The organism is Mesorhizobium shangrilense, from assembly GCF_040537815.1.
Lineage (GTDB): Bacteria > Pseudomonadota > Alphaproteobacteria > Rhizobiales > Rhizobiaceae > Mesorhizobium > Mesorhizobium shangrilense.
On record NZ_JBEWSZ010000001.1, the window covers coordinates 407,341 to 430,415 of the forward strand.

General features: G+C 62.1%; 24 protein-coding genes and 1 pseudogene. 15 read left to right on the plus strand and 10 right to left on the minus strand.

Annotation, left to right across the window (positions count from 1 at the left end; genetic code table 11):
* Positions 1–13: 13 nt before the first annotated feature.
* A complete protein-coding gene (locus ABVQ20_RS02255; RefSeq protein WP_354457874.1) occupies positions 14–457 on the minus strand; it encodes a DUF6640 family protein in 444 nt (147 codons plus the stop codon).
* Positions 458–707: 250 nt separating this feature from the next.
* Complete coding sequence (locus tag ABVQ20_RS02260; protein WP_354457875.1) at positions 708–1,115, minus strand: hypothetical protein; 408 nt, start codon at positions 1,113–1,115, stop codon at positions 708–710.
* 204 nt (positions 1,116–1,319) lie between these two features.
* Here ABVQ20_RS02260 and ABVQ20_RS02265 point away from each other — a divergent pair, with 204 nt between their 5' ends.
* Positions 1,320–2,255: a hypothetical protein gene (locus ABVQ20_RS02265; RefSeq protein ID WP_354457876.1), complete on the plus strand. Its 936-nt coding sequence runs from the start codon at positions 1,320–1,322 to the stop codon at positions 2,253–2,255.
* Between the two features lie 400 nt (positions 2,256–2,655).
* Positions 2,656–3,105, plus strand: coding sequence for a GNAT family N-acetyltransferase (locus ABVQ20_RS02270; RefSeq protein WP_354462094.1), 450 nt, complete (start codon positions 2,656–2,658; stop codon positions 3,103–3,105).
* A 689-nt stretch (positions 3,106–3,794) separates the two neighbouring features.
* Here ABVQ20_RS02270 and ABVQ20_RS02275 read toward each other — a convergent pair.
* The gene (locus ABVQ20_RS02275) at positions 3,795–4,010 is read right to left on the minus strand and encodes a CsbD family protein (RefSeq protein WP_354457877.1); all 216 of its coding nucleotides are present in this window, start codon (positions 4,008–4,010) and stop codon (positions 3,795–3,797) included.
* 266 nt (positions 4,011–4,276) lie between these two features.
* Between ABVQ20_RS02275 and ABVQ20_RS02280 the strand changes: the two genes are divergently transcribed.
* Together ABVQ20_RS02280 and ABVQ20_RS02285 are read left to right on the plus strand one after the other, a co-directional pair.
* A complete protein-coding gene (locus ABVQ20_RS02280) occupies positions 4,277–5,668 on the plus strand; it encodes an NfeD family protein (RefSeq protein WP_354457878.1) in 1,392 nt (463 codons plus the stop codon).
* Entirely contained in the window at positions 5,665–6,429 is a 765-nt protein-coding gene (locus ABVQ20_RS02285) for a slipin family protein (RefSeq protein ID WP_354457879.1), read from the plus strand. Before ABVQ20_RS02280 ends, ABVQ20_RS02285 begins: the two co-directional genes overlap by 4 nt.
* Positions 6,430–6,464: 35 nt before the next feature.
* On the opposite strand, the gene ABVQ20_RS02290 is transcribed toward ABVQ20_RS02285, so the two are convergent.
* Positions 6,465–7,157 carry a GntR family transcriptional regulator gene (locus ABVQ20_RS02290; RefSeq protein WP_354457880.1) on the minus strand — a complete coding sequence of 231 codons (693 nt, stop codon included), beginning with the start codon at positions 7,155–7,157 and terminating at the stop codon, positions 6,465–6,467.
* 102 nt (positions 7,158–7,259) lie between these two features.
* Between ABVQ20_RS02290 and ABVQ20_RS02295 the strand changes: the two genes are divergently transcribed.
* The 8 genes and pseudogenes from ABVQ20_RS02295 to ABVQ20_RS02330 all read left to right on the plus strand — a co-directional run bounded on the left by ABVQ20_RS02295 (position 7,260) and on the right by ABVQ20_RS02330 (position 13,929).
* Positions 7,260–7,880, plus strand: a complete 621-nt coding sequence (locus ABVQ20_RS02295) for a C39 family peptidase (protein ID WP_354457881.1) — start codon at positions 7,260–7,262, stop codon at positions 7,878–7,880.
* A gap of 17 nt (positions 7,881–7,897) precedes the next feature.
* A complete protein-coding gene (locus ABVQ20_RS02300; protein WP_354457882.1) occupies positions 7,898–8,959 on the plus strand; it encodes a D-alanine--D-alanine ligase family protein in 1,062 nt (353 codons plus the stop codon).
* Positions 8,960–9,221: 262 nt separating this feature from the next.
* Entirely contained in the window at positions 9,222–10,181 is a 960-nt protein-coding gene (locus tag ABVQ20_RS02305) for an AraC family transcriptional regulator (protein WP_354457883.1), read from the plus strand.
* A gap of 55 nt (positions 10,182–10,236) precedes the next feature.
* Positions 10,237–11,235: an outer membrane protein gene (locus ABVQ20_RS02310; protein WP_354457884.1), complete on the plus strand. Its 999-nt coding sequence runs from the start codon at positions 10,237–10,239 to the stop codon at positions 11,233–11,235.
* 94 nt (positions 11,236–11,329) lie between these two features.
* Complete coding sequence (locus ABVQ20_RS02315; RefSeq protein WP_354457885.1) at positions 11,330–11,734, plus strand: outer membrane protein; 405 nt, start codon at positions 11,330–11,332, stop codon at positions 11,732–11,734.
* Between the two features lie 15 nt (positions 11,735–11,749).
* A pseudogene (locus tag ABVQ20_RS02320) lies at positions 11,750–12,028 on the plus strand (outer membrane protein); the annotation flags it as partial.
* A gap of 110 nt (positions 12,029–12,138) precedes the next feature.
* Positions 12,139–13,038 (plus strand): hypothetical protein, encoded by a 900-nt coding sequence (locus ABVQ20_RS02325; RefSeq protein WP_354457886.1) that lies wholly within the window; start codon positions 12,139–12,141, stop codon positions 13,036–13,038.
* Between the two features lie 228 nt (positions 13,039–13,266).
* A complete protein-coding gene (locus ABVQ20_RS02330; RefSeq protein ID WP_354457887.1) occupies positions 13,267–13,929 on the plus strand; it encodes an outer membrane protein in 663 nt (220 codons plus the stop codon).
* Positions 13,930–14,054: 125 nt separating this feature from the next.
* Here ABVQ20_RS02330 and ABVQ20_RS02335 read toward each other — a convergent pair whose 3' ends face one another.
* The gene (locus ABVQ20_RS02335) at positions 14,055–14,732 is read right to left on the minus strand and encodes a hypothetical protein (protein WP_354457888.1); all 678 of its coding nucleotides are present in this window, start codon (positions 14,730–14,732) and stop codon (positions 14,055–14,057) included.
* A gap of 381 nt (positions 14,733–15,113) precedes the next feature.
* Here ABVQ20_RS02335 and ABVQ20_RS02340 point away from each other — a divergent pair, with 381 nt between their 5' ends.
* The gene (locus ABVQ20_RS02340) at positions 15,114–16,499 is read left to right on the plus strand and encodes a protoporphyrinogen/coproporphyrinogen oxidase (RefSeq protein ID WP_354457889.1); all 1,386 of its coding nucleotides are present in this window, start codon (positions 15,114–15,116) and stop codon (positions 16,497–16,499) included.
* A 159-nt stretch (positions 16,500–16,658) separates the two neighbouring features.
* Here ABVQ20_RS02340 and ABVQ20_RS40460 read toward each other — a convergent pair whose 3' ends face one another.
* A complete protein-coding gene (locus ABVQ20_RS40460; protein WP_435528316.1) occupies positions 16,659–16,823 on the minus strand; it encodes a hypothetical protein in 165 nt (54 codons plus the stop codon).
* Between the two features lie 51 nt (positions 16,824–16,874).
* On the opposite strand from ABVQ20_RS40460, the gene ABVQ20_RS40465 reads away from it, so the two are divergent.
* On the plus strand, positions 16,875–17,228 hold the full coding sequence (locus ABVQ20_RS40465) for a hypothetical protein (RefSeq protein WP_435528317.1): 354 nt from the start codon (positions 16,875–16,877) through the stop codon (positions 17,226–17,228).
* Between the two features lie 19 nt (positions 17,229–17,247).
* A complete protein-coding gene (locus ABVQ20_RS02350; RefSeq protein ID WP_354457890.1) occupies positions 17,248–19,236 on the plus strand; it encodes an AI-2E family transporter in 1,989 nt (662 codons plus the stop codon).
* A 93-nt stretch (positions 19,237–19,329) separates the two neighbouring features.
* Here ABVQ20_RS02350 and ABVQ20_RS02355 read toward each other — a convergent pair whose 3' ends face one another.
* The 4 genes from ABVQ20_RS02355 to ABVQ20_RS02370 are packed head-to-tail and all read right to left on the minus strand — an operon-like array spanning position 19,330 to position 23,029.
* On the minus strand, positions 19,330–20,451 hold the full coding sequence (locus tag ABVQ20_RS02355; RefSeq protein WP_354457891.1) for an ABC transporter permease: 1,122 nt from the start codon (positions 20,449–20,451) through the stop codon (positions 19,330–19,332).
* 3 nt (positions 20,452–20,454) lie between these two features.
* Positions 20,455–21,216, minus strand: a complete 762-nt coding sequence (locus ABVQ20_RS02360; RefSeq protein WP_354457892.1) for an ABC transporter ATP-binding protein — start codon at positions 21,214–21,216, stop codon at positions 20,455–20,457.
* On the minus strand, positions 21,185–21,748 hold the full coding sequence (locus tag ABVQ20_RS02365; RefSeq protein ID WP_354457893.1) for a Tgt2/MlaC family protein: 564 nt from the start codon (positions 21,746–21,748) through the stop codon (positions 21,185–21,187). Before ABVQ20_RS02365 ends, ABVQ20_RS02360 begins: the two co-directional genes overlap by 32 nt.
* A 60-nt stretch (positions 21,749–21,808) precedes the next feature.
* On the minus strand, positions 21,809–23,029 hold the full coding sequence (locus ABVQ20_RS02370; RefSeq protein ID WP_354462095.1) for a sulfotransferase family protein: 1,221 nt from the start codon (positions 23,027–23,029) through the stop codon (positions 21,809–21,811).
* Between the last annotated feature and the right edge of the window lie 46 nt (positions 23,030–23,075).

The window sequence follows — 23,075 nt, forward strand, 5'->3', positions numbered from 1 at the left end:
GTGACGATCGACTTCACCCGGCGACAGCGACCGACAGCGCACCGGCAACGAGCAGCACGGCCATCACGCTGAAGGCGACGATATTGGCGTCCCAGCGCCTGGCGACGACCGGCACGGGGGCGGTGAAGGGAAGGTAGCCGTTGTCGTCGAAGGCGCGGCCGCCATAAAACGGCATGGCAAACACCGCCGCGAAGAATGCGAGGTAGACGATCGCCGCCATTCCGGCCGCGAGGTAGAGCCGATCGATTGCGTAGGGACCCGGCAGCCAGATGAGCGCCAGCGCCATCAGCGCGAAACCGACATAGCTGCAGACCTGCCAAACGACATGAAAACGGGCATGCGGCGTCCACTGGGGATTGGTCGCATGGGTCTTGTTGAAGTCCGCCAGCACCGTGACCAGACCATAGCCGAGTGTGGCGAGCGTGAGCAGGATGCGGGCGACAAGATCGAAGCTCATTTTACTCCTCCGTTGTGTTCCCGTCTTGAGATTGGTGCATTCGCGTTGCCTCGATCGTTGCTGAAATCAGCCACGGTCGAGGAGTGATCGAGGCGCTGCATCTCACCTTCATTCCCGGCCTGTCGAGGAAGGTTGCCTGGCGCGGTTAAACCGAGGCGGCTCGCTGCCGCCGTTGGGAAAGCAAAGCCAGGCTCCGGCCGGTGGCGCAGACTGAAGCCGGCGGGAGCAAGCGTACCGTAGCGCGAAATCGTCAGGGGGAGACGGACGCAACTCCCGAGACCGAGCGCACCGTTGCGGGCGAGAAAACCACGAACGCGAAGATGAGCACGGCGGCCGCGACGATCAGCGAACCAACGGCGACGACCGGCTCGAGCGCCGAATTTCCCCGCAGCATCAGGTAGAGCGCCGGCAGCATGATCACCAGGCCGAGATTGTAGACACCGTAGTGGATCATCGCGATCCTGCGGCCGGCCTTTTGCGGGTTCAGGGCATAATAGCCACCAAATATCGCGCTCGTGACCCATCCCAGCAGATTGATGTGCGCATGCGCCGGGAAGGCGCCATGATCGCCGGAGATTGCCATCTGGAGGCCCGCAGTGATCCCCAGAATAAGAAACACGATAGCGCTCTTGAAGAAGAGTTCCGAAACCCTGGGCATCTCATTTGCTCCCAATGTCATTCTTGTCACCGGCGCGGAATCCCCTCCGTGGCCAGCGCGAGCGTAGCGTCGCCCGTCAGGGCAAAAAGGGCGGTTGAATGGAACGGTGTGGAATTCTCTGGAATTCCTGGAAATATGTGCCTGGAAAATGCGTAGTGGATGCAAGGCGTGGCGCATGCCATGCTTGCGTCGGAGGGCGGACGGATGGCACAGCAGATCGCGCGGAAGTTACGGCTGACTTCGGCGCTGCTGGGAACCGTGACCAGAAAGGACCTGGCGGCGGCGTTCCGGCGGATCAACCCGGATACGGCATTCGATCTCGGCCGCGCCGACAAATGGCTGCAGGGCCGTGCACAACCACGCCAGCTCAGTGTCTATGACGATTGGTCGAAGCTTCTCGACATCGGTCAATCCGGCGCTTGGATCGCCCAGAGCGATCTGCCGAGCTTCATGGCCGCGATCTGTGGCCGCCATGGCATCGACAGGGCTGAATTAGAACGCCGCGCCGGCACGCAGTTCGAAACCTCCGCGCATGAGGATCGAAGCCTTGGCGTGACCCTGGCCGGAACATATGCATGCTATTCCCATGCCCTGTCGCCCTATTACCGCGGTCAACTGATACGAGGCAGCCTGTCGATAGACGCCGGGCCTGGCGTGCATGGCCTGACCGCGATGTATCGCGAGGCGTTGCCGACGGGGCCGCTGCTGTTTGGCGGACCGGTTACGCTGGCAAAACGCGGATTGTATGCGAATCTGAGAGAAGCCGGAGGAGATGGCCAGCTGTTCCTCTGCCTCTTCCCGCCTTCGCGGCCCGGAAGCGTCCTTGGCGGCTATCTATGCGGAACCACCGTCATCGATCCGGAGCCGCATCCATCCCTGACCAGGATTCTGATGATCCGCTTGCGCAATCCGGCGCCCCGCGAGGAGTGGGGCGGATATCTGGCATCCGGCCAGTCGATCACTGGGGATCTGGCATCGCTCGGCCTGTCCATCGAAGAACCACAAGCGCTCGATCGGCAGCTGATGCAATTTCTCGCCGGACGTGGCGACGATGGCGCCAGCCAGATTTCGCCGGTCGAATTCCGGGCGATCCTGGATGTCTTCGATCGTCATTGGCTGCGCCGGTCCGGGCAGGGCTAGCGGATTGCGGGCTTCCAATTGCCGCGTTTAGCCTGTGTATCGTGATACTTCACCAGAAAGTCGGCAGGGTTTCAAAATGTCAGAAGATTTATCTGCTCTGTATTCCCTGGCGAATGGCCATGGGCTCATCCTCGAGACGATTGTCAGGCACCTGGACAAAAGAGGGTTGCTGTCCAAGGAGGAGCTTGCCGTCGAACTGACCGAACTTGCTCAAAAGATCGAGGTGAGCTGGAAAGACGCGTATGCCGCCGATGCCAAGAGGATGGATTTTGCCGCACTGAGGAATCTGGCGCAGGGTCTAAATGACGGGCAGTATCTGTTCGCCAAATTTGGATATCGTGACAAAATCGACGTCGACCCTCCGGCAAATGACGGAACTGTCAACGAGAGGAAAAGTAAGATCGTGTTCCGCCGGGCATATGTCCAGGATTTGCCCGCCATCGTCGCGCTGCTTGCCGACGATGCGCTGGGCGCGACCCGCGAGGACCCGTCCACGCCGCTCGCGCCATCCTATCTCGATGCCTTCAGGGCGATTGAAGCCGATCCCAATCAACTGCTGGTCGTGGCCGTCGATGGCCCCGAGGTGATCGGCACCTTGCAACTCACCTTCATTCCCGGCCTGTCCAGGAAGGGCGCCTTGCGTGGCCAGATCGAGGCCGTTCGCATCGCCAGCCACCGACGGTCCGGCGGCATCGGCGGCAAGATGTTCGAATGGGCGATCGAGAAATGCCGTTCACGCGGCTGCAGCCACGTCCAGCTGACCACCGACAAGGGGCGGACGGAAGCGCATGCCTTCTACGAGCGGCTTGGTTTCACCGCCAGCCATCTCGGCTACAAGATGGCGCTGTAGGAATGTGCTCAGAAACAGCCCCGCCCCTTGTTGCAGGCGTCGTTGCCGGGCAAATCACGCTCGTAGCGATCACACCCTCTCATGGGGCCGACCTCGTCGCTCTCTGCAACAAGGCAACGCTTTACAAGGCAGCGGCGAAAGTCAGTTGAGCCATGATGGCGGCGCCGCAAATGGGAGGCTGGTGAAGCAAACGACGAGACGGCTACCGGGGCCGTTCCCTATCTTCCTCATTGTGCAAACTGAATACGCGGCCTTTGCCGTGCTCCGCCTCCAGCTGTCGCCTCGCTTCATCCAGAGACTCCGCGACAATGCTCACGCGCTGGCCAGGCTTTCTGGGGTCGTTTGTCCAGATGATGGCTTTATAGAGTTTCATTTTGGTCACCGCTGAAGCAGCATCGATTGCAAAATGTATCATCTAATACTGAATATGTTCTCGTCAGTTGACAAGCCGGTGATTTTCTATGTTCTTTGCGCCGATGATTTACAATCGATCCTCTGGAGGGCGCCCTTCGCGCCAAGTCGCGGCTGAAGCTGCTGTTATTCTTCTGGGGGCATCAGCCTTCCAAGGATGGCCGCATCACCGCATCGGTTGCGGTAAGGCGGACCCTGTTCTGCTGAAGCCTGCTTGGCGGCCAATGAAAATGGGCCAGCCTTCCGACCAGCCCATTGAGTTACTCTACAGCTAACAATCACAGGTTCCTGTTAACGGCGGCGGCGGCCTTGTTGGCGGCGTCCTTGGTCGCGGCCTTCACGTCGCCGACGGCCTTCTGGACCTTGCCCTTGGCTTCCTGGGCGGCGCCTTCGACCTGAAGTTTTTCATTGCCAACGGCCTTGCCGACGCCTTGCTTGACACTACCGGCGGCCTGGTTTGCGAGGCCCGCTGCCTTGTCGCTCGTGCTTCCCATGGTGCAATTCCTTCAGTTTGACTGATGTAGGCAGTTGGGAACGTCACGTGCGGCTGAAGGTTCCATGCCGCCGGCTTGGTCGCCACGGTTCAAGAGCTCGCGGCCATGACCGGAGATCATCGAGCCAGATCGGCAATCTTCGAGAAGTCCGGTTGATGGTGAATCGGAGAGAATATGCGGTCCTGGCCAGCCGCGCCGCGCCATGGAATTCGATGTCATGGAATTCCGGGGAAGGCGATCCCATATCTTTTCCGAGGAGCTTGAGCGTGAAACTTGCGCGTGTGGCCCTACTCGCCGTGGCTCTGGTAGCCACTGCAGCTTTTTCTCCCTCTTCCGCGACCGGGGAGGCGAGCGGGAAGGTGGCGTTGAGCGTCGAGATCAATGGCGCCATCGGCCCAGCCAGTGCCAGGCAGCTCAAGGATGCGCTGGCGGTCGCGGCCGAGCGAAAGGCCGAAGTCCTCATCCTCAAGATCGACACGCCCGGCGGGCTGGTCACCAGCATGCGCGAGATGATCGCCGACATCCTGGCCTCGCCGGTTCCCGTCATCGGCTATGTCGCGCCGGCCGGCGCGCATGCGGCGAGCGCCGGCACCTACATCCTCTATGCGACCCATGTGGCGGCGATGGCGCCCGGCACCAATCTGGGCGCGGCAACGCCGGTCGCGATTGGCGAACTGCTTCCTGGTGGCCAAGACCAGGGCAATGGCGACCAGGGCAAGGGCGACCAGAAGAACGCCACCGGGCCTCTGGCTGCCGACCCGATGATGACAAAGGTGACGAATGACGCGGTCGCCCTGATCCGTTCGCTCGCCGAACTGCGCGGGCGCAATGCCGACTGGGGCGAAAAGGCGGTGCGCGAGGCGGCCAGCCTGTCGGCCAGCGCGGCGCTGCAGCAACATGTCATCGACTTCATCGCCAACGATACGACCGAGCTGCTGCTACTGGCGGATGGGCGGACCGTGGACGTGGCCGGCGCCAAACGGGTGCTGGCGACCAAGGGATTGCCGGTGGAAACGCAGGAGCCCGGCTGGTTCATCCAGCTGCTCGCCGTCATCACCGATCCGAACACCGCCATCATCCTGATCCTGGTCGGCGTCTACGGCCTGGTCTTCGAGGCGACCAGTCCGGGGGCGGTGGCGCCGGGCGCGATTGGCACGATCTGCCTGCTGCTCGGGCTCTATGCGCTCGATCTCTTGCCCATCAACTATACCGGCCTTGCCTTGATGCTGCTCGGCATCGCCTTCCTTGTCATGGAGGCCTTCAACCCCACCGTAGTCCTTGGACTCGGCGGCGTGATCGCCTTTCTCCTGGGCGCGGCCATGCTGCTCAAGGTCGAAGGCCCCGGCTTCGAAATGTCATGGCTGGTCATCGGCCCCGCCGCCGCCCTGGCGCTTGGCCTGGCGTTGCTGGCTGGCGGCTATCTGTTGGCCGCGCGCAAGCGCCTCCCACGTGTAGGCGCACTGGCCATGCACGGACTGCCGGCCGAGATCCTCGACTGGCAGGGCGGCGAGGGGCACGTTCTGGCCCAGGGTGAGCGCTGGCGGGCGAAGGCCGACGAACCGCTTGCCCCCGGCGATAGCGTCGAGGTGGCCGACGTCAAGGATCTCGTGCTGACGATACGGCGCCGGAATGTGAGAGGCGTTGGAGCAAGGCAATGATCATCGGTTATGTGGCCTATCTGATACTCGCTGTTGTCGTGGTCATATTCCTGTCCGCGGCCATCCGCATCCTGAGGGAATATGAGCGCGGCGTGGTCTTCACGCTCGGCCGCTTCACCGGGGTCAAGGGCCCCGGCCTCATCATCCTCGTCCCCTTCGTGCAGCAGATGGTGCGGGTCGACCTGCGTGTCGTGGTCCGGGATGTGCCGCCGCAGGACGTCATCTCGCGCGACAACGTCTCGGTGAAGGTGAATGCGGTGCTGTATTTCCGCATCGTCGATCCCGAGAGGGCGGTCATCCAGGTCGAGGACTTCATGGCGGCCACCAACCAGCTGGCGCAGACCACGCTGCGTTCGGTTCTCGGCAAGCATGAGCTCGACGAAATGCTGTCCGAGCGCGACAGGCTCAACAGCGATATCCAAGAGATCCTCGACCTGCGGACTGATGCCTGGGGCATCAAGGTCTCCAATGTCGAGATCAAGGATGTCGACCTCAACGAGAACATGATCCGCGCCATCGCCAAGCAGGCGGAGGCCGAACGGCTGCGGCGTGCGAAGGTGATCAATGCTGATGGCGAGCAGCAGGCGGCGGCGAAGCTGGTCGAGGCCGGCAAGATGCTGGCGCAGGAGCCGCAGGCCATGCAGCTGCGCTATTTCGAGGCGCTGCACGACATCGCCGGCGAACGTTCGTCAACGGTGGTGTTCCCGGTGCCGATGGACATAATCAGTCATTTCATGGGGAAGTCCGACAAAGCGAAGTGAGTTCGCCGAGTGTGCATTCCTGGACGTGTTGACGTTCAGCCGGCAGTCTCGCGGGCGCCGTGCTTGACGAGTTTGCGGCGGCCTTGCTCGAGGTGCTGTTTCAGCAGATGCAGCGCCGCACTCCGGTCGCCTTTGCGGCAGGCTTCCAGGATCTGGCGATGCTCGTGCTGCGATTGCGACCGGTGGTCGAAATTCGACAGCAGGAGGCGGACATAGCGATCGGCGGTGCGATGCATCTGTTCGATGAGCATAAGCAGGCGGCTGTTTCCGCAGAGGCTGTACAGCTCCATATGGAAGTCGCGGTTGAGTTGCCCCCAGTGGCCGACTTCCTGCTCGTGGTCGATCTCCAGCAGAATGGCATCCGCCCTGTCCAGGACAGCGGTGGTAAGATGCGGGAATGACAGTTTCAGCGCCTTCCTTTCGATCAGCGCGCGGATCGCGTAGATCTCGGCGGCTTCCTTAGCGTCGATGCGCGACACAAACGCTCCGCGCGTGGGATGGATCGAGACGAGACCTTCCGCTTCAAGCAACCTTAGCGCGTCGCGCACGGGCATTCGGCTCAGCTCGAAACGCGCGGCAAGGTCGTCCTGGCGCAGGATCGTCTCGGCGGGAATCTCACCCGTGACGATGGCATCGCGCAGCAAATCCGCCACCTGGTCCGCTGCGGTCCTCGGCTTGTTCACGGCGCTCGGGCTCAGTTTGCCAAAGGGGTCCATCTTGTCGCCCATTTTTCCGGCCACTCATTCATGAATGGTTCGATCATTGCCTGTCAATCCGTATCCTCGTATACGAAGGTATAGGCAATTGCCTTATATTGCTTGGGGATTTGCATGACCACCGCGCCTGAAACCGTCCCCTTCTTCAGCCAGTGGGAAACGCCCGACATGACGATGGCTGTGCTGGCGGATGGCGCAAGGGTGGCGCTGCGGCGCGATCCGCTGTGGCGCAATTCGGGCGCCGAGACACTCGACGAATATGCCGTCTGGGCCGACAATGTCTGCGGCATGGCCTGCCTGAAGATGATCCTGGCGGCGCGCGGCGAGATCGTGCCGACATTGGAACTGGCGCGGCGCTGCACGGACTATGGCGGCTACGTCGTTGATGCCGACCAGTCGATCAAGGGGCTGATCTATGCGCCCTTCGTCACCTTCGTGAAGGAAGCTTTTGGCCTGCAGGCCGAGGTGGTGACTGGAGTGGCGACCTCGGACATCCCTTCGCTATTCGGGCGCGCGCGCTTCTTCATCGCCTCGGTCTCCGCCGGCATTCGCTGGCCCGAGCGCGAGCCGCCCCGCAAGGGCGGCCATCTGGTGCTGGTCACGGCGGCCTCGGAGGCAGGGTTCTGCTTTCACAACCCGTCCGGCCATGACCGCGCCTCACAGGAAAACGCGGTGTTGCCGCCGGCGGCGTTCGACCGCTTCTTTGCCAATCGCGGCATAGCCGTGACCATTTGACATTCGGGGGATTTCCTATGACCAGCAAGACCAGGGTCGCGGTGCTGTTTGGCGGCCGCTCGGCCGAGCACGACGTGTCGCGCCTTTCCGCCGCCAATGTGATGAAGGCGATCGACCGCACGCGCCATGAGATCGTGCCGATCGCCGTCACCAGAAGCGGCAAATGGCTGCTGACCAGGGACGAGATTCCCGAAGGAGACCTCGAAACGGCTGATGGCATCGAAGTCGCGCTGTTGCCGGGCGGCGGCGGCAGGCTGGTCGCCGTCTCCGGTGCGGATATTGCGCCGGTCGACGTGCTCTTTCCCGTGCTGCATGGACCTTTCGGCGAGGACGGGTCGGTGCAGGGTTATGCGGAGGTGGCTGACATCGCCTATGTCGGTTGCGGCGTCTTCGCCTCGGCCGCGGCCATGGACAAGGACATGGCCAAGCGCCTGCTGCGCGACGCAGGCATTGCCGTCGCCCGCTCGGTGACCCTGCGGCGAGGCGACACCCATTCCTTCCAGGAGATTGCCGGGGTGCTGGGCTTGCCTTTCTTCGCCAAGCCGGCCCGCCAGGGGTCTTCCTTTGGGGTGAGCAAGGTGGATGACAGGGATGGTTACCAGGACGCTGTTGACACGGCTTTGCGCTATGACGACAAGGCGCTGATCGAGGAATTCATCGAAGGCCGCGAGATCGAGTGCGCGGTGTTGGAGCGGGCCGACGGCACGATTACCGTGTCATTGCCGGGCGAGATCATCCCCGCCGGCAAGCACGGCTTCTACACCTATGAGGCCAAATACATCGATGCCGACGGAGCGGTGGTGAAGGCACCCGCCGACGTGCCGGCTGCAACCGCCGACAGGGCCAGGGAGATGGCCCGCCAGGCGTTCCAGGCGCTTGGCTGCGAGAGCATGGCGCGCGTCGATTTCTTCCTGCGGCCCGACGGCCAGCTGCTGCTCAACGAGGTCAACACCATTCCCGGCTTCACCAATATCAGCATGTACGCCAAGGCGCTGGCGGCCGGCGGCATCAGCTACGAGGAGGTTGTCGAGACGGTGATCGCGCACGCGCTGGCGCGGCATGCGGCGCGGCTGACCTGAAGGTTCGCGAGAGCGTTCTGCGACGAACGTGCGTGATGATGCAGTCCACCATCTCGTTGATTCCCGGCCTGTGGATATTTCCGAGTATTTTTTAGAGCGGTTTTGCCGCCAGGTCGATGTCTACCGGCTTAGTTCTTGTCTGGTTTAGCAACGAAATTGTCCTGTAATGCATAAATATTTACAGCTATGGACAACATGTATGGCAGTCAAATACCTTGTGCCTCCATTGAAGGTGTGAGCGCACAAGAGGCATCGTTATCTTTTGAAAAAGAGCGTCTTCTCCTCGAACGACCTGCCGGGGCACCTCGACGATCGCGCGCGGTTCGCGCTCTGGCAGGACATCCACGTCGCGGAGATTTGGTCCGTCGAATATGCCACTTCGGACAATGTGCGGTTCGAGGCGGACATCGAAGCCATGGCCGTCGGACCGCTGGTGCTCGGGCGGATGGCCGGGACGATCAAGAATGCCACCCGCAGGGCGAGCAACATCGCCGATGACGGCCGTGACGGCTACCTGCTGCTGGTCAACAATGGCGATACGATCCTCAGTGGCGCCCAGGTCGGCCGCGACTACAGCGTGGGCAAAGGCGAGGGCGCGCTGGTCTCGGCCTCGGAAGCGCTGAAGATGACTGGCGGCGACAAGAACATCTGGATGAATGTGGTGATTCCGCGCGCGATCCTGGGCAATGCCTTTGCTGGTATCGACGACCGGCTGGCGCTGAGCATCGGGGCCGACAATGAGGCGCTCGACATGCTCAAGCGCTATTGCCGGTTTCTGGAAACCGGCCCTGCCGTGATCTCGCCCGATCTTGTCACCCATGCCACCGAAACGATCGTCGACCTGATCGGCCTTGCGACCGGCGCGAAAGGCGAGACCGCCGAACTGGCTGGTCTGCGCGGCCTGCGCGCGGCAAGGCTTCAGGCCATTCTCAACAAGATGCGGGACAATTTCGCCGACCCCGCCATCTCAGCCCAGGGCGTTGCCCAGCAATTGCGGCTCTCGGTGCGCTATGTCCACGATCTCCTGCAGGAAACCGGGATCAGCTTCGCCGAGCGCATCCTCGAACTGCGCCTGCAGCGAGCCCATCGCATGCTCTGCGACAGGCGCAATGACCGCATGCGGGTCAGCGAGATCGCGCTGCTGAGCGGGTTCTCGGACGTGTCCTATTTCAACCGCTGTTTCCGCCGCCGCTTCGGCATCACCCCGAGCGGCGCCCGGTAGCCTCGTGGTGCCCTGGCCAAGCCAGAATGGCTCAGCCCCCCGCGGCTGAGGTTGGATGGCCACAACGGATCGAGAAAGCACCCCGGCACTTTCCAGGACTATTCCGGTGCGGGCCAGCCCAAGACGCCGGCGGCGGGTGCCTGTGCGCCGACTGCCGGTTGATGCCAAACGGCAACATCTTGCCGGGCAAACTGACCTGACGCTTTCCACGACAATTCGGGTGCGGCCCAGCCCAAGACGTGGCCGGCGGACAATGCAACACCGGGGCATCGACAGCAGTTGGGTCTCCGCCAAGCATATCAGCAGCGGCGAACGCAACACTTTTTGGGGCGGCAAACAAACAATGAAAACGATTCTTCTCGCTACAGCCTTCATTCTCGCGCCTGTAGGCGTGGCGTCCGCGGCGGACATCAATGAAACTTTGCCAATCGCCGCCGCCTACGATTGGTCCGGCCTTTATGCTGGTGTTCACGCCGGTTACGCAGCCGGAAAATCCAATCTTTTCATCGCTGGCGGCGGCTTCGGCGGGACGTCCGATCTTAACGAATCAATCGATCCGAAAGGTTTTATTGGCGGTATCCATATCGGCGCCAATTACGAAATGGCGAACCGCTTCGTGATCGGCGCCGAGGCTGACCTTGCGTATGGCAATGCCGATGGACTGACGCCCCTCAATACAGGCGGCGGTGGCGTCAGCACGTTGCTCAAGAGCGAACTCAAGTGGTCGGGGTCGGCGAGGCTGCGGGCTGGCTACGCTTTCGATCGGACTTTGCCCTACATTACTGCAGGTGTGGCTGCGGCCAAGTATGAAGTGATTGGGGTCAGCGCTGGCGGCCCCGGCGGTGAAATAACGCTCCACAGCGACAGCCATATTGGCTGGACGGTTGGAGCAGGTGTCGAGCATGCCTTCACCGACAGATGGATCGCAAGGGCCGAATATCGCTACTCCGACTTCGGCAGCCAGGACCTCTCGATAGCAGTTGGTCTTCCGACGGCGACGAACGTGGATCTCAAGACGCACGATATCCGGGTCGGCCTTAGCTACAAGTTCTAATCCGGCCGGCCGAACAATACCCGCGCTGGCCTTTTCGGCGCGGGAACGCGATGCTTGAGAGCAGCAGACCAACGAGAGAACCTTTCTTCTGGCCATGGCCACCATCCTCGCACCTGTCGGCATGGCGCGCGCTGCGGATGTCAGTGAGGTCTCGCCTGTCGCCGCGACCTACATCTGGTCAGGCGGCTATATTGGCGCGCAGGCCGGATATGCATGGGGGGATGCAAGGGTCGGGCAGACATTTGCACCAGACAGCTTCGACAATTACGGCTGGGGTTACAGTCCGTCCGGTGTGTTCGGCGGGCTTTATGCCGGCTTCAACCATCAGTTCGACAGTGGGCTGGTTCTCGGCGTGGAGGGCGACTACGTCTTCGCGGACGTGAAGGGCACAACGCTCTACCGGTCGCTCGGGGTTGATGACCCCACCTTTGGCGGTGTGCTCAAGCTGGATTCGGTCGGTTCGCTGCGCCTGAGAGCTGGCTACGCGATGGACCGATAGCTTCCCTTCGTCACCGGCGGCCTGGCGGTGGCGTCATACAAGCACACCACGGTGAACCTCCCTGGCAGCACTCCTTACGCCGACGTCAAGGACACGGTCACCGGCTATACGCTGGGCGCCGGTGCCGAATACGCCGTCACCGACAATTGGGTGGTTCGTGGCGAATACAGGTTCGCCGATTTCGGACGCCACACCTCGGAGCGCCACGCGATCTCCAATGGCGCTCCCCTCAATCCGGATGCGATCGAGCTGAAGACGCATGATCTGCGCATCGGCGTCGCCTACAAGTTCTGAGCGCCGGCAGCCGCCTGATGATGCCGAACGGCAACACTGGCCGCGCAAGTGACCCGGAGCTTTCCAGGACTATTCGGGTGCGGCCCAGCCCAAGACGCGGCTGGCCCGCAATGCCACACGACAAGACACAGTGTTGGTCCTGGATTCCCAATCAAAAACCCATATTCGAGCTTGGAGGGTTAATGTACCGTTTTTCAATGGTCGTCGCAGCGCTGATTGCCACGACCTCCGCCTATGCAGCGGATGCCGTGCAACCGCTTGCCGAGGAGAGCGTGGTCACGCCGCATATCTCCGGCTACGGCCAACTTTACCTTGGCGGACTTAGCTATCCCAACGGCGGCGACAGACGCTCGGCTGGCGGCGGCGCTGCCCGCGTCAACATCCCTTTTGCCGGACGTTGGAACCTTCAGGGCGACCTTGCCTACGACCGCATCTGGAACGACAACGTTCGAGTGGATGGCGTCGGCGGGGCCGTACATGGGTATTACCGCGACCCCGACAGCTTTGCAGCCGGCGCTTTCGCGGCTTATAAATCCTACGGGTTTGGCGGCCTCAGCGGCACAAGCGTGAATGACTATCAGGTCGGCCCGGAAGCCCAGGTCTATTTTGGAAATTTGACCGTCTACGGCCAAGCCTATTACGGCCAGTTCAACTTCGGCTCCCTGCGCGTTGACCAATGGGGGGCGCGCGGTGTCGCTCGCTATTTCGTCCGGAAGAATATTCGCCTGGATGCCGAGCTCAGCTTCATCAGGACAGATGTCGGAGTCAACCTGGATACTTTGGGCGCAGCCGTCCAGGCCATGTACCGATTCGATGATACGCCGTGGTCGCTGTTTGGACGCTATCAATTCGAGGAGACAAAGATCCCCTCGTTCAAGGCAAACGATACCCAAAAATTCCTGATCGGCCTGCGCGCCAGCTTCGGCAGCAAGTCGCTGTTCGATGAGGATCGCAACGGGGCGACCATGGACACCTACCGGCCCAATGAGGTGTTGACGTTCGTCGACTGAACGGCAAGGCCGCGAACCGCACCTTAGCTTGCGCCCGAATGGCAACACCTGCCGGACAAGTAATGTGGCGCGGGTCAATCCTAGTGCGGCCCAGCCCAAGACGCGGGTGGCGTGACGGTGCGACACAAAGGCTCGGCGATCTGATCGCGCTGGGCGGCGCGGGAGAGAGCCATCTTGCGGAGCATTGCCGCGAGAATCCGTGAAGACACATTTTGGGGACTGCATGCAATGAAAACGATCCTTCTCGCTTCGACCTTCCTGTTGGCCGCATCGGGCGCGGCGCTGGCCGCCGACGCGGTTTTGACCGAGCGCATACCGGAACCCGCTCCGGCCGCCTTCACCTGGACGGGTGCGTATATCGGCGTCCAGGGCGGTTACGCCTGGACGCATGGACAGCTTGATATCAACCAGGAAACCTATTTCGACGGCAATCTCAACGGTGCCTTGCTGGGCGCCCACGCCGGCTACAACTGGCAGCCCGGCGACAATTTTGTCGGCGGCATCGAGGTGGATGTCGAGCATGTCTGGAACACGCGGGATTTCGTCGGCGGCGACGGCGTTGAGACCCATGTGGCCGGCGATATCGGCACCGATTGGCAAGGCAGCGCCCGCTTGCGCGGGGGCTACGCTGTCGAGCGCACATTGTTCTTCGCGACAGGCGGCGTCGCAATGGCGCATGGCTTCCTGAACCTGCCGGGTCCGGACTATCACCAAAGCAAGACTTTTGTCGGCTGGACCGCCGGCGCCGGCATCGAGCACGCGTTCACCGATCATTGGACCGGCCGCCTCGAATACCGCTATGCCGACTTTGGCTCGCAGTCGTTTCCCCAGGACGTGGTCTTCGGCTTCAAGCAGCACTCGCTGCGTGCCGGCATCAGCTACAAGTTCTGAGTCTCCGCCGACGGCCCCGGCGCTTGCAGAAGACGCCTGGCCTCGCAGCCCGAATGACATCAAAGGAGGCTCGTGTTTCCCCAGGCCGGTTAAAGGTAAAGAAGACGATGTTCACGAACGGGCTCTCAGTTCTTACGTTCGAAAATCGAAAACCCATTCCTTAAGTTCTTGCTGAACACAACAAGATCGTAGCTTGGATCGCCGAGCAATTCTCGGTGGTTGTCGAAGTTCTTTATGTCAAAGATATCATCTAGGGCGATGAACTTTGCGCCATAAGTTTTTTCTAGTTCAGATTTCCCTGTGAACGGCCCACCGTCGATCAAAACGAAATCGAAAACTTCAATTCCGGTTTGCAGTTTTATTTTTTCAATTCCTCCGGTCGTAGCGTTGTTATCGCTTATGTAAGCGTTTGTATCTCTTAGCCAGCCCAGAAGATCTGTGTGGTCAAAATGCTGAAAGAACGGCAGAGTATTTTTCTGTGCCTCGTAAAACGAGATCACCTCCGGCTCTGACAGAGTTTCAGATGCTGTAACGGACGCAACGTTGAAGCAGTGAATATCCGGTCGCTTCCTATAAAGCGCGACCAGCTTTTGAAATCGCGGCTTTGAAAGTTCGATCGCATACAGCTGGGGCTTGGAAGGATTGCGTTTCATACCTTGCGCCAATCCTGCCGTGCTGCCCTCTCCAGATGAGGCGCCGATTTCGAGAATCGTGCGCACACGCGGATCCGCGCTAATGCGCGATATCGCGATTTGAAACTCGTCGTTGCTGATCTCCGGATTTATTGTGGCGTTCAGCCCCACGCCCTGTTTTTTTTAAAAGAGACGTTTTACCGCGCGAGAAAGGCGTGACATTCTTCGTTCCTGCTGCTTCCGCCCCGCGTCTAGTCTAGCATTCCTGAACTGCGGGGGCATCAAACACATAATGCACAAGTTGCAATATGTGCTTTTTTACAACGCGCAACTCCAGCGGCGGCGGAGCAGCGCGACGCATTTCTCGATCGGGCCGGCGGCTGGTTGATGACGAGTTGAAGCCGCGCCATCGCCTCCGTTCACGACAATGTGAGCGGGCGCTCCCGGCCATTTGCCGGCAAAAGTTCGGATTTTAATCAATCGGTTTCAGCGACCTTCAATCTTGGCGGCTACGCCTCTCACGTCTGAATGCACATCAGCCGTGGGACGCTCATGAAACCGATTGCTGTGATTGGCGCCGGCATTGCCGGCTTGACTGCCGCGTTGGAACTGAAGAAGCGGGGACTGCCGACGCTGGTCTTCGAGGCGGGGAAATCGATCGGCGGCATGGCTTCGTCGTTCAAGGACGCCGACGGGTTTTCCTATGATTTCGGGGCGCATTTCGTCAGCAACCGGCTGGCCAATGCGCTCGGCGCCGGCGGTATATGCCGCACCGTCAAGCATTATGGCGAGGCCGTGCATCTGCGCGGCAAATCCTACAGCTATCCGTTCGGCCTGATGCTGTCGCCGCGCTTCGCGCCGCCGGCCATCGCCGAGCGCACCCGCGACCGCAAGGTGGTGTCCGCCGCCGACTGGTTCACCAAGAAATACGGGCAGACGCTGGCCGAAGAGGTTGCCATTCCGCTTGCTGAAGCGTGGTCGGGCGCGGCGGCCGAGGAACTGTCGCCGGCGATCGGCCAGAAGTTCGGTCCGCGCATCCTGAAATCGCTCTATCTCAACGCCGCCGCGTTGGTGACGGGCAGGGCGGTGTGCAACGGCTATTCGCACGAGATGCCGGAGAGCGCCGATGTCTACCACGTCTATCCCGAAGGCGGCATGGCCAAGCTGCTCGAACCGATAGCCAACGAAGTCAGGGATGTGGTGCGGCTGGAATCGCCGGTCGAAAAGATCCTGGTCGAGGACGAGCAGGTGAAGGCGGTGCGGGTCAAGGGCGAGACGATCGAAGTGTCCGCCGCGATCAGCACGGCGCCCGTGCACATCCTGCCGAAGCTGGTCAGTGGAACCACGGCGCTCGAGCCGATGGCGGCGTTCCGCTACCGGCCGATGATCTTCGTCAATCTGCGCTTCATGGGCCGTGGCCTGCTGCCGGATACGGTGATGTGGGTGCCCGACCGCGCACAGCCGTTCTTCCGGCTGACGGAAACGCCGATCTCGATGCCGTGGCTGGCGCCCGACGGCAAGACGCTGATCACTTTCGACATTGGCTGCGAGGTCGGCGACACCTACTGGACGATGAACGACGAGACGCTCGCCCAAACCTGCCTCGACGGCATCTGCGAGATGTATCCGAAACTGCGCCGCGCCTTCATCAGCCCCGGTGGCGTCATCCGCACGCCGATCTCCTATCCGGTCTATCTGATGAAATACGAGGAGCAGCGGCAGCGCTTCGCCAACTCGACCGGTGTCGACGGCCTCTACAGCATCGGCCGCAATGGCGAGTTCGCGCACAGCCTGATGGAGGACGTCTACTGGCGCACGATCCGGCGCATGGGCGATGTCGCCGACTATGTCGGCGGGGTACCGGAGGATCTGCCCTTCGCGGCGGAAATCCAGCGGATGATGAAGCCTTCGGAGGACGAGCGCGTCCGCGCCGCCTAGGGCAGGGGCGTGTTTCCTTCTTGCGGCCTTGCCGCACGAAGGAAACATCCGGGAGCGGGAAGATCAGCCAATAGCCGCCTGGCTTGGCATCGGGCGCCGTGGCCGCGAACAGCGTCGGCAGCGCGCCTTCCGCGGCCGATTGGGCAAGAACCGGGGCGATCAGCCAGCCACGCCAATTGAACAGCGACGGACGGCCGCCGGGCCCATGCGCGGGACGCTGGTTTGCAGGTCGGTGAGGGCGTAGCCGGGGCGTGCTGCTTTGCTCATCAAGCCCCAGCCGAAGGCATCGCTGCGGCGCTGCAGTTCGAAAGCGAACAGGATCATGGCCAGCTTGGACTGCGCATAGGCAGGCCAGGGCCGGTAGCGTTGCCGCCATTGCAGATCGTCGAAATGGATCGCTGCCTGTATGCGGTGCGCGGCGCTGCTGAGATTGACGACGCGCGTTTGCCGCCCCTTGCGCAGCAGCGGCAGCAGACGTCCGGTCAGGGCGAAGTGGCCGAGATAGTTCCGGCCTGCCCGATGGAAGCGGATGATTTATCGAAAGACCATCGCGGCAAGGACTGCCTGACGTTTTTCACCGAGGCGGCGGGCCATGCTCGAAACCAATTGGAGGCCTGCGGGTTTTGTCAGGTATGGCCACCCATCCGAACCATTGCGCGATGGTGGGCGACCAGCAGTTCGTCGCCGGCAAAGGTTGCACGCCGGCTCAATATGCCAGATCATGGCTGATAGCAGGGGAAGACATCAAGTGGCGGCCAATCGTCGAAACGGCATGGCGTCTTCGGCTCATGGCCTGGAGGATATTCTTTCGGCCGCCGCGCCCCACCCGCGAACATCATTGCCCACCGTGGCAACCATCGTCACGACGGTGGCGGCGCTGTATTTCGGGCGCGAGGTTTTCCTGCCGATCGCCATCGCGCTGCTGTTGACCTTCGCGCTCGCGCCCTTGGTTTCGGCGCTCAAACGGGTCGGCATTCCCCGGCTTCCCGCTGTCATCGCCAGCGTGCTCGGCGCTTTCGCGGCACTTGCCCTGTTCAGCTTCATCATCGCCACGCAGGTCAGCGAACTGGCGCAGAATATCCCGGTCTACCAGACCAACATCCTGGCCAAGATCCGTTCGCTCAAGGAAACCGGCGTCGGGGGAGGGATCATTGCCAGATTGAGCAGCGTGGTCGAGCGTGTCGGCCAGGAGATCGACAAGCAGGACACTTCGCTGCCGGCTACCACCGCGGACAAACCGCAGCGTGAGCCCGTGCCCGTCGAGATCGTCTCGCGCGAAAAGCCGCTCGAAGTCCTGCAAAACATAGTCGGCCCGCTGATCAGCCCGCTCGGATCGGCCGGACTGATTGTCATTGTCGTCATATTCATGCTGCTCGAGCGGGAGGATTTGCGCGACCGTTTCATCCGGCTTGTCGGTTACGGTGATCTTCACCGCACCACCGAGGCGCTTCGGGATGCCGGCAAGCGGGTGGGCCGCTATTTGCTCATGCAATTGGTCGTCAACTTCGTCTACGCCATACCGATTACGCTCGGCCTGTGGATCCTCGGCATTCCCAATGCACTGCTGTGGGGACTGCTGGCGCTGGCGTTACGCTTCGTTCCCTACATCGGGCCGGCCATAGGCATGCTTCTGCCGCTGTTCCTGGCACTGGCCGTGGCACCCGGCTGGTCGCTCGTCCTGTGGACTGCGGCCTTGTTCGTGGTGATGGAACTGATCACCGGCAACGTGATCGAGCCCTGGCTTTACGGTTCGCGAACGGGGCTGTCACCGCTGGCGATCATCGTTGCGGCCATCTTCTGGACCTGGCTCTGGGGGCCTCTCGGACTGATCCTGTCAACGCCGCTCACCGTCTGCCTGGTGGTGCTGGGCAGGCATGTGCCGCAGTTTGAATTCCTTGACGTGCTGTTTGGCAACGAACCCGTGCTCGAGCCGCATGCGCGGCTCTACCAGCGGCTTCTGGCTGGTGATCCCGACGAAGCCACCGACCACGCCGAGGAGATGCTGGAGGAGAAATATCTGGTCGAATTCTACGACAAGGTGGCCATTCCCGCACTTCTGCTGGGCGAGCGGGATCGCGTGCGCGGCGTGATGGGCGACCTGCAGAGACGGCAAGTGGCGGCCAGTGCCCTGACGCTGGTGGCCAACCTCGACGAGAACGCACAAGAGGAGGCGGACGAGGAGGATGGCCCAATCGTTACCGGGGAGGCGGGCGACGACGGCGAGGCCGCTGGTGGGGATGAGGCCGACCTGCCTGATGGCACGGACACGTCGGTGCTTTGCGCCGGCGGGCGTGGTGAACTCGACGATGCCGCCGCCGCCATGCTGGCGCAGGTGCTGGAAGTCCAGGGCGCGACAGCGTCGAAGGCCGGCTTTGCCGATGTCGAACCCTCGAGCATTCGCCACCTTGAGCTCGCAACCATCGACACTGTCGTGGTCGGCTTCCTGAACCGGGATTCCGTCAAGCACGCCCGGTTCTTGGTTCGCCGGCTCAAGCGTGCGAAGGCAGCGCTGCGGGTGGGGATCGTGTTCTGGTCGGAGGCTGGCAACGAGGATAAGGAATCCGCCGCCAGGCTGGCCCAGGACCTGAACGCGGATTTCGTGGCGCATGGCATGGTGGACGCCGTGCTGGGCGCGCTGTCGAAAGAGCCGCCAATTGCCCTCAAGCTCGTCGCCAAACGCCGCATGCGCCGCAAGCGCGCCGCCCCCAGAAAGGTTCCGGCCGCAGCCGCGAGCTAGGGTCAAAAGCCCGATCACTCGGAGCGACCGAGCTAGAGCTGAAGCGGACACTCCCAGGTGAAAGCGCATGGCGCTTTGCGCCTCATGTCGGCTTCAAATCCTGCGGAGCGCCTCAGCCGGGAGAAGGCGGGTGGCGCGCCAGGCCGGATAGAGCGCGCCGAGTGGCCCAGCGATGAAGACGAAGATCAGCGCCTGCGCGATCGACCAGCCTGACAGGTAAGGCACGATCAGACCCGCCGCGAACTTTGTCTTCGCCGCCAGTTCCATGGTAAGGGCGCCCAGAATGATCCCGATAACCCCGCCGGCTGCGCTCATGATCACGCCTTCGATGAGAATGAGCCGAAGAATCCGCCGGGGAGACCAGCCTAGCGCTGCGAGAACGCCAATCTCGAACGTCCGTTCGTTCACGGCCATCAGAAGTGTATTGGCAACGGCGACAGAGGCCATCGCCATGACAACCAGTGAAATTGTACGGGCAATCGCCTGAAGCAGATCGAAGATGCGGATGCTGCTGGCAAACTGCTCGGTGTCGCCTACCTCGAAGCCCGGTGCGGCCGCGATGAGTCTGGTTCGGGCAACAGCGATCTCATTCTTGTCGAGTGGGCGCTTCAACCTCACCTCGAACAAGGTAAACACGTCCTGGCGCGACAGGAGTTGCTGCAGCCCTTCGAGCGGAACGATCGCGCTGTTCTGGTTTAGTATGGACGAGAACGACGCGATGCCGACAATCTGATAGGGCTGGAACTGGAGCTCGACGGTATCACCGACCCGCTTGCCCAACGCGCTGGCGATCGACTGGCCAAGGATCACAGACCACTGGTCCCCCGGTGCAGGGATTCGCCCCGACAGGAGGTGAATGTCGTTCCACAGGAAGCTGCCGTTCGGCCAGCCGGCCATGACGATATTTGCAGCGTCGTCAGCGGTGGTGATGTTCAGGAGAACGCCCGACACGGCCTCGACGTTTGGCACCGCGGAAAGCCCGGAGCCCAGCGACTTGGGTACGGTGCTGCTCACCAGGTTGAACGCGCTGCGCTGGCTTACCACAAGGTCCGCACCGTTCTCATCGATTCCCGATGCAAACGAGTGCTGGACGCCAGCGGTCAGGCCGGTAAGTGCCACAAACCCCGCCACCGCCAAAGCGATGCCGAGAACCGTGAGGAGGGTGCGAAGCGGACGCGCAAGGAGACCGCGCAAGGGAAGGGTCAGCTCTGTCATGGGTTAGCGGATCCGCGACGCGGGCGCAGGCGTCGACATCGCCGTCATTCGGCTGTCCGAACGGATGCGGCCGTCGGAGATTTCGACTCTGCGACCGCACAGTGCGGCCACGTCCTCGTCATGGGTCACCACGATCACCGCGGTACCGAACTCGCGGTGCGCGTTGCCAATGATGCTCATCACGGATTGGCTCGTCTGCATGTCGAGGCTTCCTGTCGGCTCGTCCGCAACGAGAAGCTTCGGACGGTTTGCAAGCGCCCGCGCAATTGCAAGCCGCTGGCGTTCGCCGCCCGAAAGCTCAGCCGGCCGGAGCGTGGCGCGCTCGGCAAGACCGAAATGTGCCAGAAGTTCGAGCGCGCGAACGCGACGCTGCCGCGCTCCGCCCAGGTTTCCCAGCAAAGCCACCTCGATGTTCTCGCGCGCCGATAAGGACTGGAGAAGGAAGAAGTTCTGGAAAACGATGCCGATCTTGCTGGCCCGGACGGCTGCCCATGCAGCCCTCCCGTTGACGGCCCGTCCTTCGAACCGAACTTCGCCGCGCGTTGGCCGGTCGAGCCCACAGACCAGGTTCAGGATCGTGGACTTGCCGCTCCCGCTCCGGCCGACAATGGCGACGGTCTCGTCGTCCTCGATCGCGAGCGACACATCTTCAACGGCGACAATGCGGCCGCCGTCAAAGTCGCGGCCGACATTGGTCAATTCGACGAGGGGAGGCATGAGCACGAGCCAGGGGTCATACCCGGCCTTTCCTGAGATCGACGACAAGCGCGGGGATCGAGCCGCCGTTGCCGGCGAGCGTCTGGGCAACGCGCTCCCGCTGCTGCACGGTCACGGAGCCGCCGTCGACAAAGACATCGCCGATGCAGAGTTGTCCGCGGCAGTGGCGGACACGCCAGTCCACGGCCGTTGGGCCGTGGAGCGGCCGGCGGAATTCGCTGCGCACCAGGATATCGCCGTTAGCCAGGGCCTTTGTGCCGAGCACGGCGAAAGTCTTGTCCTGCGTCCGCTCCAGCCTGTCGGCCAGCCTGTGCGCGATAGCATAAAGAATCGCATCGACCACCGCGGCGCGGTCGTCCGCACTCGCGTTGCGCCAATGCGTCCCGAGCACGGCTTGGGCGATCCCTTTTCCGTCGAACGCCGCGGAGATCGAGCGGAGCTGCGCCTCGGCGGGTCCACCGTGCCCAAGCACAATCGCCGCCTGGCGCACGGTCTCAACCAGCTTGACCGCGTCACTCTGCTCATCGGCGGCTGCCGAAAGCGACGGGGCGCAAATCGCGAGCAGCACGGGGACAAGCAACAGCCGGGCCAAAGCTGCCCAGCTTGCGTGCGACCATGGGCCTGCTGTCATGATCCAATGTCATCCAATGCGTTGTTGGCTGTCAATATCGAGCGTCTCGGGAGCCCGCGCAGGCGCATGCCCAAAACTGGCAGCCAGCGGTTCGAGGCGAGCTACCCGCGCTCTCTGCCTTTCCGTCAGGTCGGGATGGCGGTTCCGTGCCTGTTTGACGAACGTCGCAGCGACCTGCTGCATCCGCTCCTCGCAGCCGCTGGAAAATGGCAGGCCCAGTTCACGGTAGATCCGCTTCATCTCGCCCACGGGGTCGGCGGTGAGATCCTGCAGCCGCACTTCTGCGAGATCAGCGGTTGGAATCCGAGCTCTATCCGCCAGATAGTGCATCTCTGTCGCCAGGTATTCGCAGGTGATGATCTCCTCTTGCTCGTCCTCGGGCAGTGGCGGCTGCAGGGCGAATGCACGTTGCAGTTCGCGCGCCAGGAGGAGGTTGGACCGGAACACGACGTCCGGCGAACGGGAGATGTGGACAAACTTGGCGCCCGGAAATAGCTCCAAAAGGTAGCGGACGCGCGCCGTATGGCTCGGCGACTTGAGCAGAAGTCGCCGCCCGCCTGCAACGAGAGCAAGCTTCTGGACGAAAGCGAACTGATGTGAGCGCCAGCGGCTGAACTCGTCCGCCGAAAGCGCGTCGAGATCGTGAAATCGATTAAAGAAGGCTTGCCGGCGGGGAAGCACGGCACGTCCTGCGAGGACGGACATCCCACCCATGTTGTTCAACGCGAAGTCGTCCTCCGCTGGCAGCCTGGCGCCCACCGGCACCACTGCGTTGAGGCGCGTCAACGGTAGCAAGGGTACGAAAAGGTAGCGCAGGAGAACCCAGCCAAGGACGAATGTCTGAGGGGCCAGGACCTGCGGCCAGCTCGGCGATCTTAGGCTCGGATCGGTTGCCAGCAGGTTCTGCAAAAACGTCGTCCCGGATCGGAAGTAGCCGAGGACGAACACCGGGGCGTTATCCCGCTCCATTCGGGGAGGCCGCAGCCGCAGCCATGCCCCAACGATCACGCGCTCCGGCAGGGAGGCGACCGTGTTGATCCCCGAAAGCAGGAGCAGGAGAACCAGGCGCGGCCAATAAGCGGGAGGGATCTGGCCTTCCGCGCGCCATAGGATCCTCAGTACGGCGTCAAGAGGCGCCACGCACATGAAGTGCGGATACGGCAAATAGGGCACCAGCCAACGGGCCGCGAAAGCTCGGATGCGGTGTCGGACATTGTTCGATGGCATCATCAAGGAACTTATGATCCATAGGTTCAGATGTTCAAACCGGCCAGGT

Coding starts and splice junctions, on each gene's coding strand:
- ABVQ20_RS02255 (WP_354457874.1), bottom strand. CDS start 457: ATGAGCTTCGATCTTGTCGCCCGCATCCTGCTCACGCTCGCCACACTC.
- ABVQ20_RS02260 (WP_354457875.1), bottom strand. CDS start 1,115: ATGCCCAGGGTTTCGGAACTCTTCTTCAAGAGCGCTATCGTGTTTCTT.
- ABVQ20_RS02265 (WP_354457876.1), top strand. CDS start 1,320: ATGGCACAGCAGATCGCGCGGAAGTTACGGCTGACTTCGGCGCTGCTG.
- ABVQ20_RS02275 (WP_354457877.1), bottom strand. CDS start 4,010: ATGGGAAGCACGAGCGACAAGGCAGCGGGCCTCGCAAACCAGGCCGCC.
- ABVQ20_RS02285 (WP_354457879.1), top strand. CDS start 5,665: ATGATCATCGGTTATGTGGCCTATCTGATACTCGCTGTTGTCGTGGTC.
- ABVQ20_RS02290 (WP_354457880.1), bottom strand. CDS start 7,157: ATGGGCGACAAGATGGACCCCTTTGGCAAACTGAGCCCGAGCGCCGTG.
- ABVQ20_RS02295 (WP_354457881.1), top strand. CDS start 7,260: ATGACCACCGCGCCTGAAACCGTCCCCTTCTTCAGCCAGTGGGAAACG.
- ABVQ20_RS02300 (WP_354457882.1), top strand. CDS start 7,898: ATGACCAGCAAGACCAGGGTCGCGGTGCTGTTTGGCGGCCGCTCGGCC.
- ABVQ20_RS02310 (WP_354457884.1), top strand. CDS start 10,237: ATGGCCACAACGGATCGAGAAAGCACCCCGGCACTTTCCAGGACTATT.
- ABVQ20_RS02315 (WP_354457885.1), top strand. CDS start 11,330: ATGGCCACCATCCTCGCACCTGTCGGCATGGCGCGCGCTGCGGATGTC.
- ABVQ20_RS02325 (WP_354457886.1), top strand. CDS start 12,139: ATGCCACACGACAAGACACAGTGTTGGTCCTGGATTCCCAATCAAAAA.
- ABVQ20_RS02330 (WP_354457887.1), top strand. CDS start 13,267: ATGAAAACGATCCTTCTCGCTTCGACCTTCCTGTTGGCCGCATCGGGC.
- ABVQ20_RS02340 (WP_354457889.1), top strand. CDS start 15,114: ATGAAACCGATTGCTGTGATTGGCGCCGGCATTGCCGGCTTGACTGCC.
- ABVQ20_RS40460 (WP_435528316.1), bottom strand. CDS start 16,823: ATGATCCTGTTCGCTTTCGAACTGCAGCGCCGCAGCGATGCCTTCGGC.
- ABVQ20_RS02355 (WP_354457891.1), bottom strand. CDS start 20,451: ATGACAGAGCTGACCCTTCCCTTGCGCGGTCTCCTTGCGCGTCCGCTT.
- ABVQ20_RS02370 (WP_354462095.1), bottom strand. CDS start 23,029: ATGATGCCATCGAACAATGTCCGACACCGCATCCGAGCTTTCGCGGCC.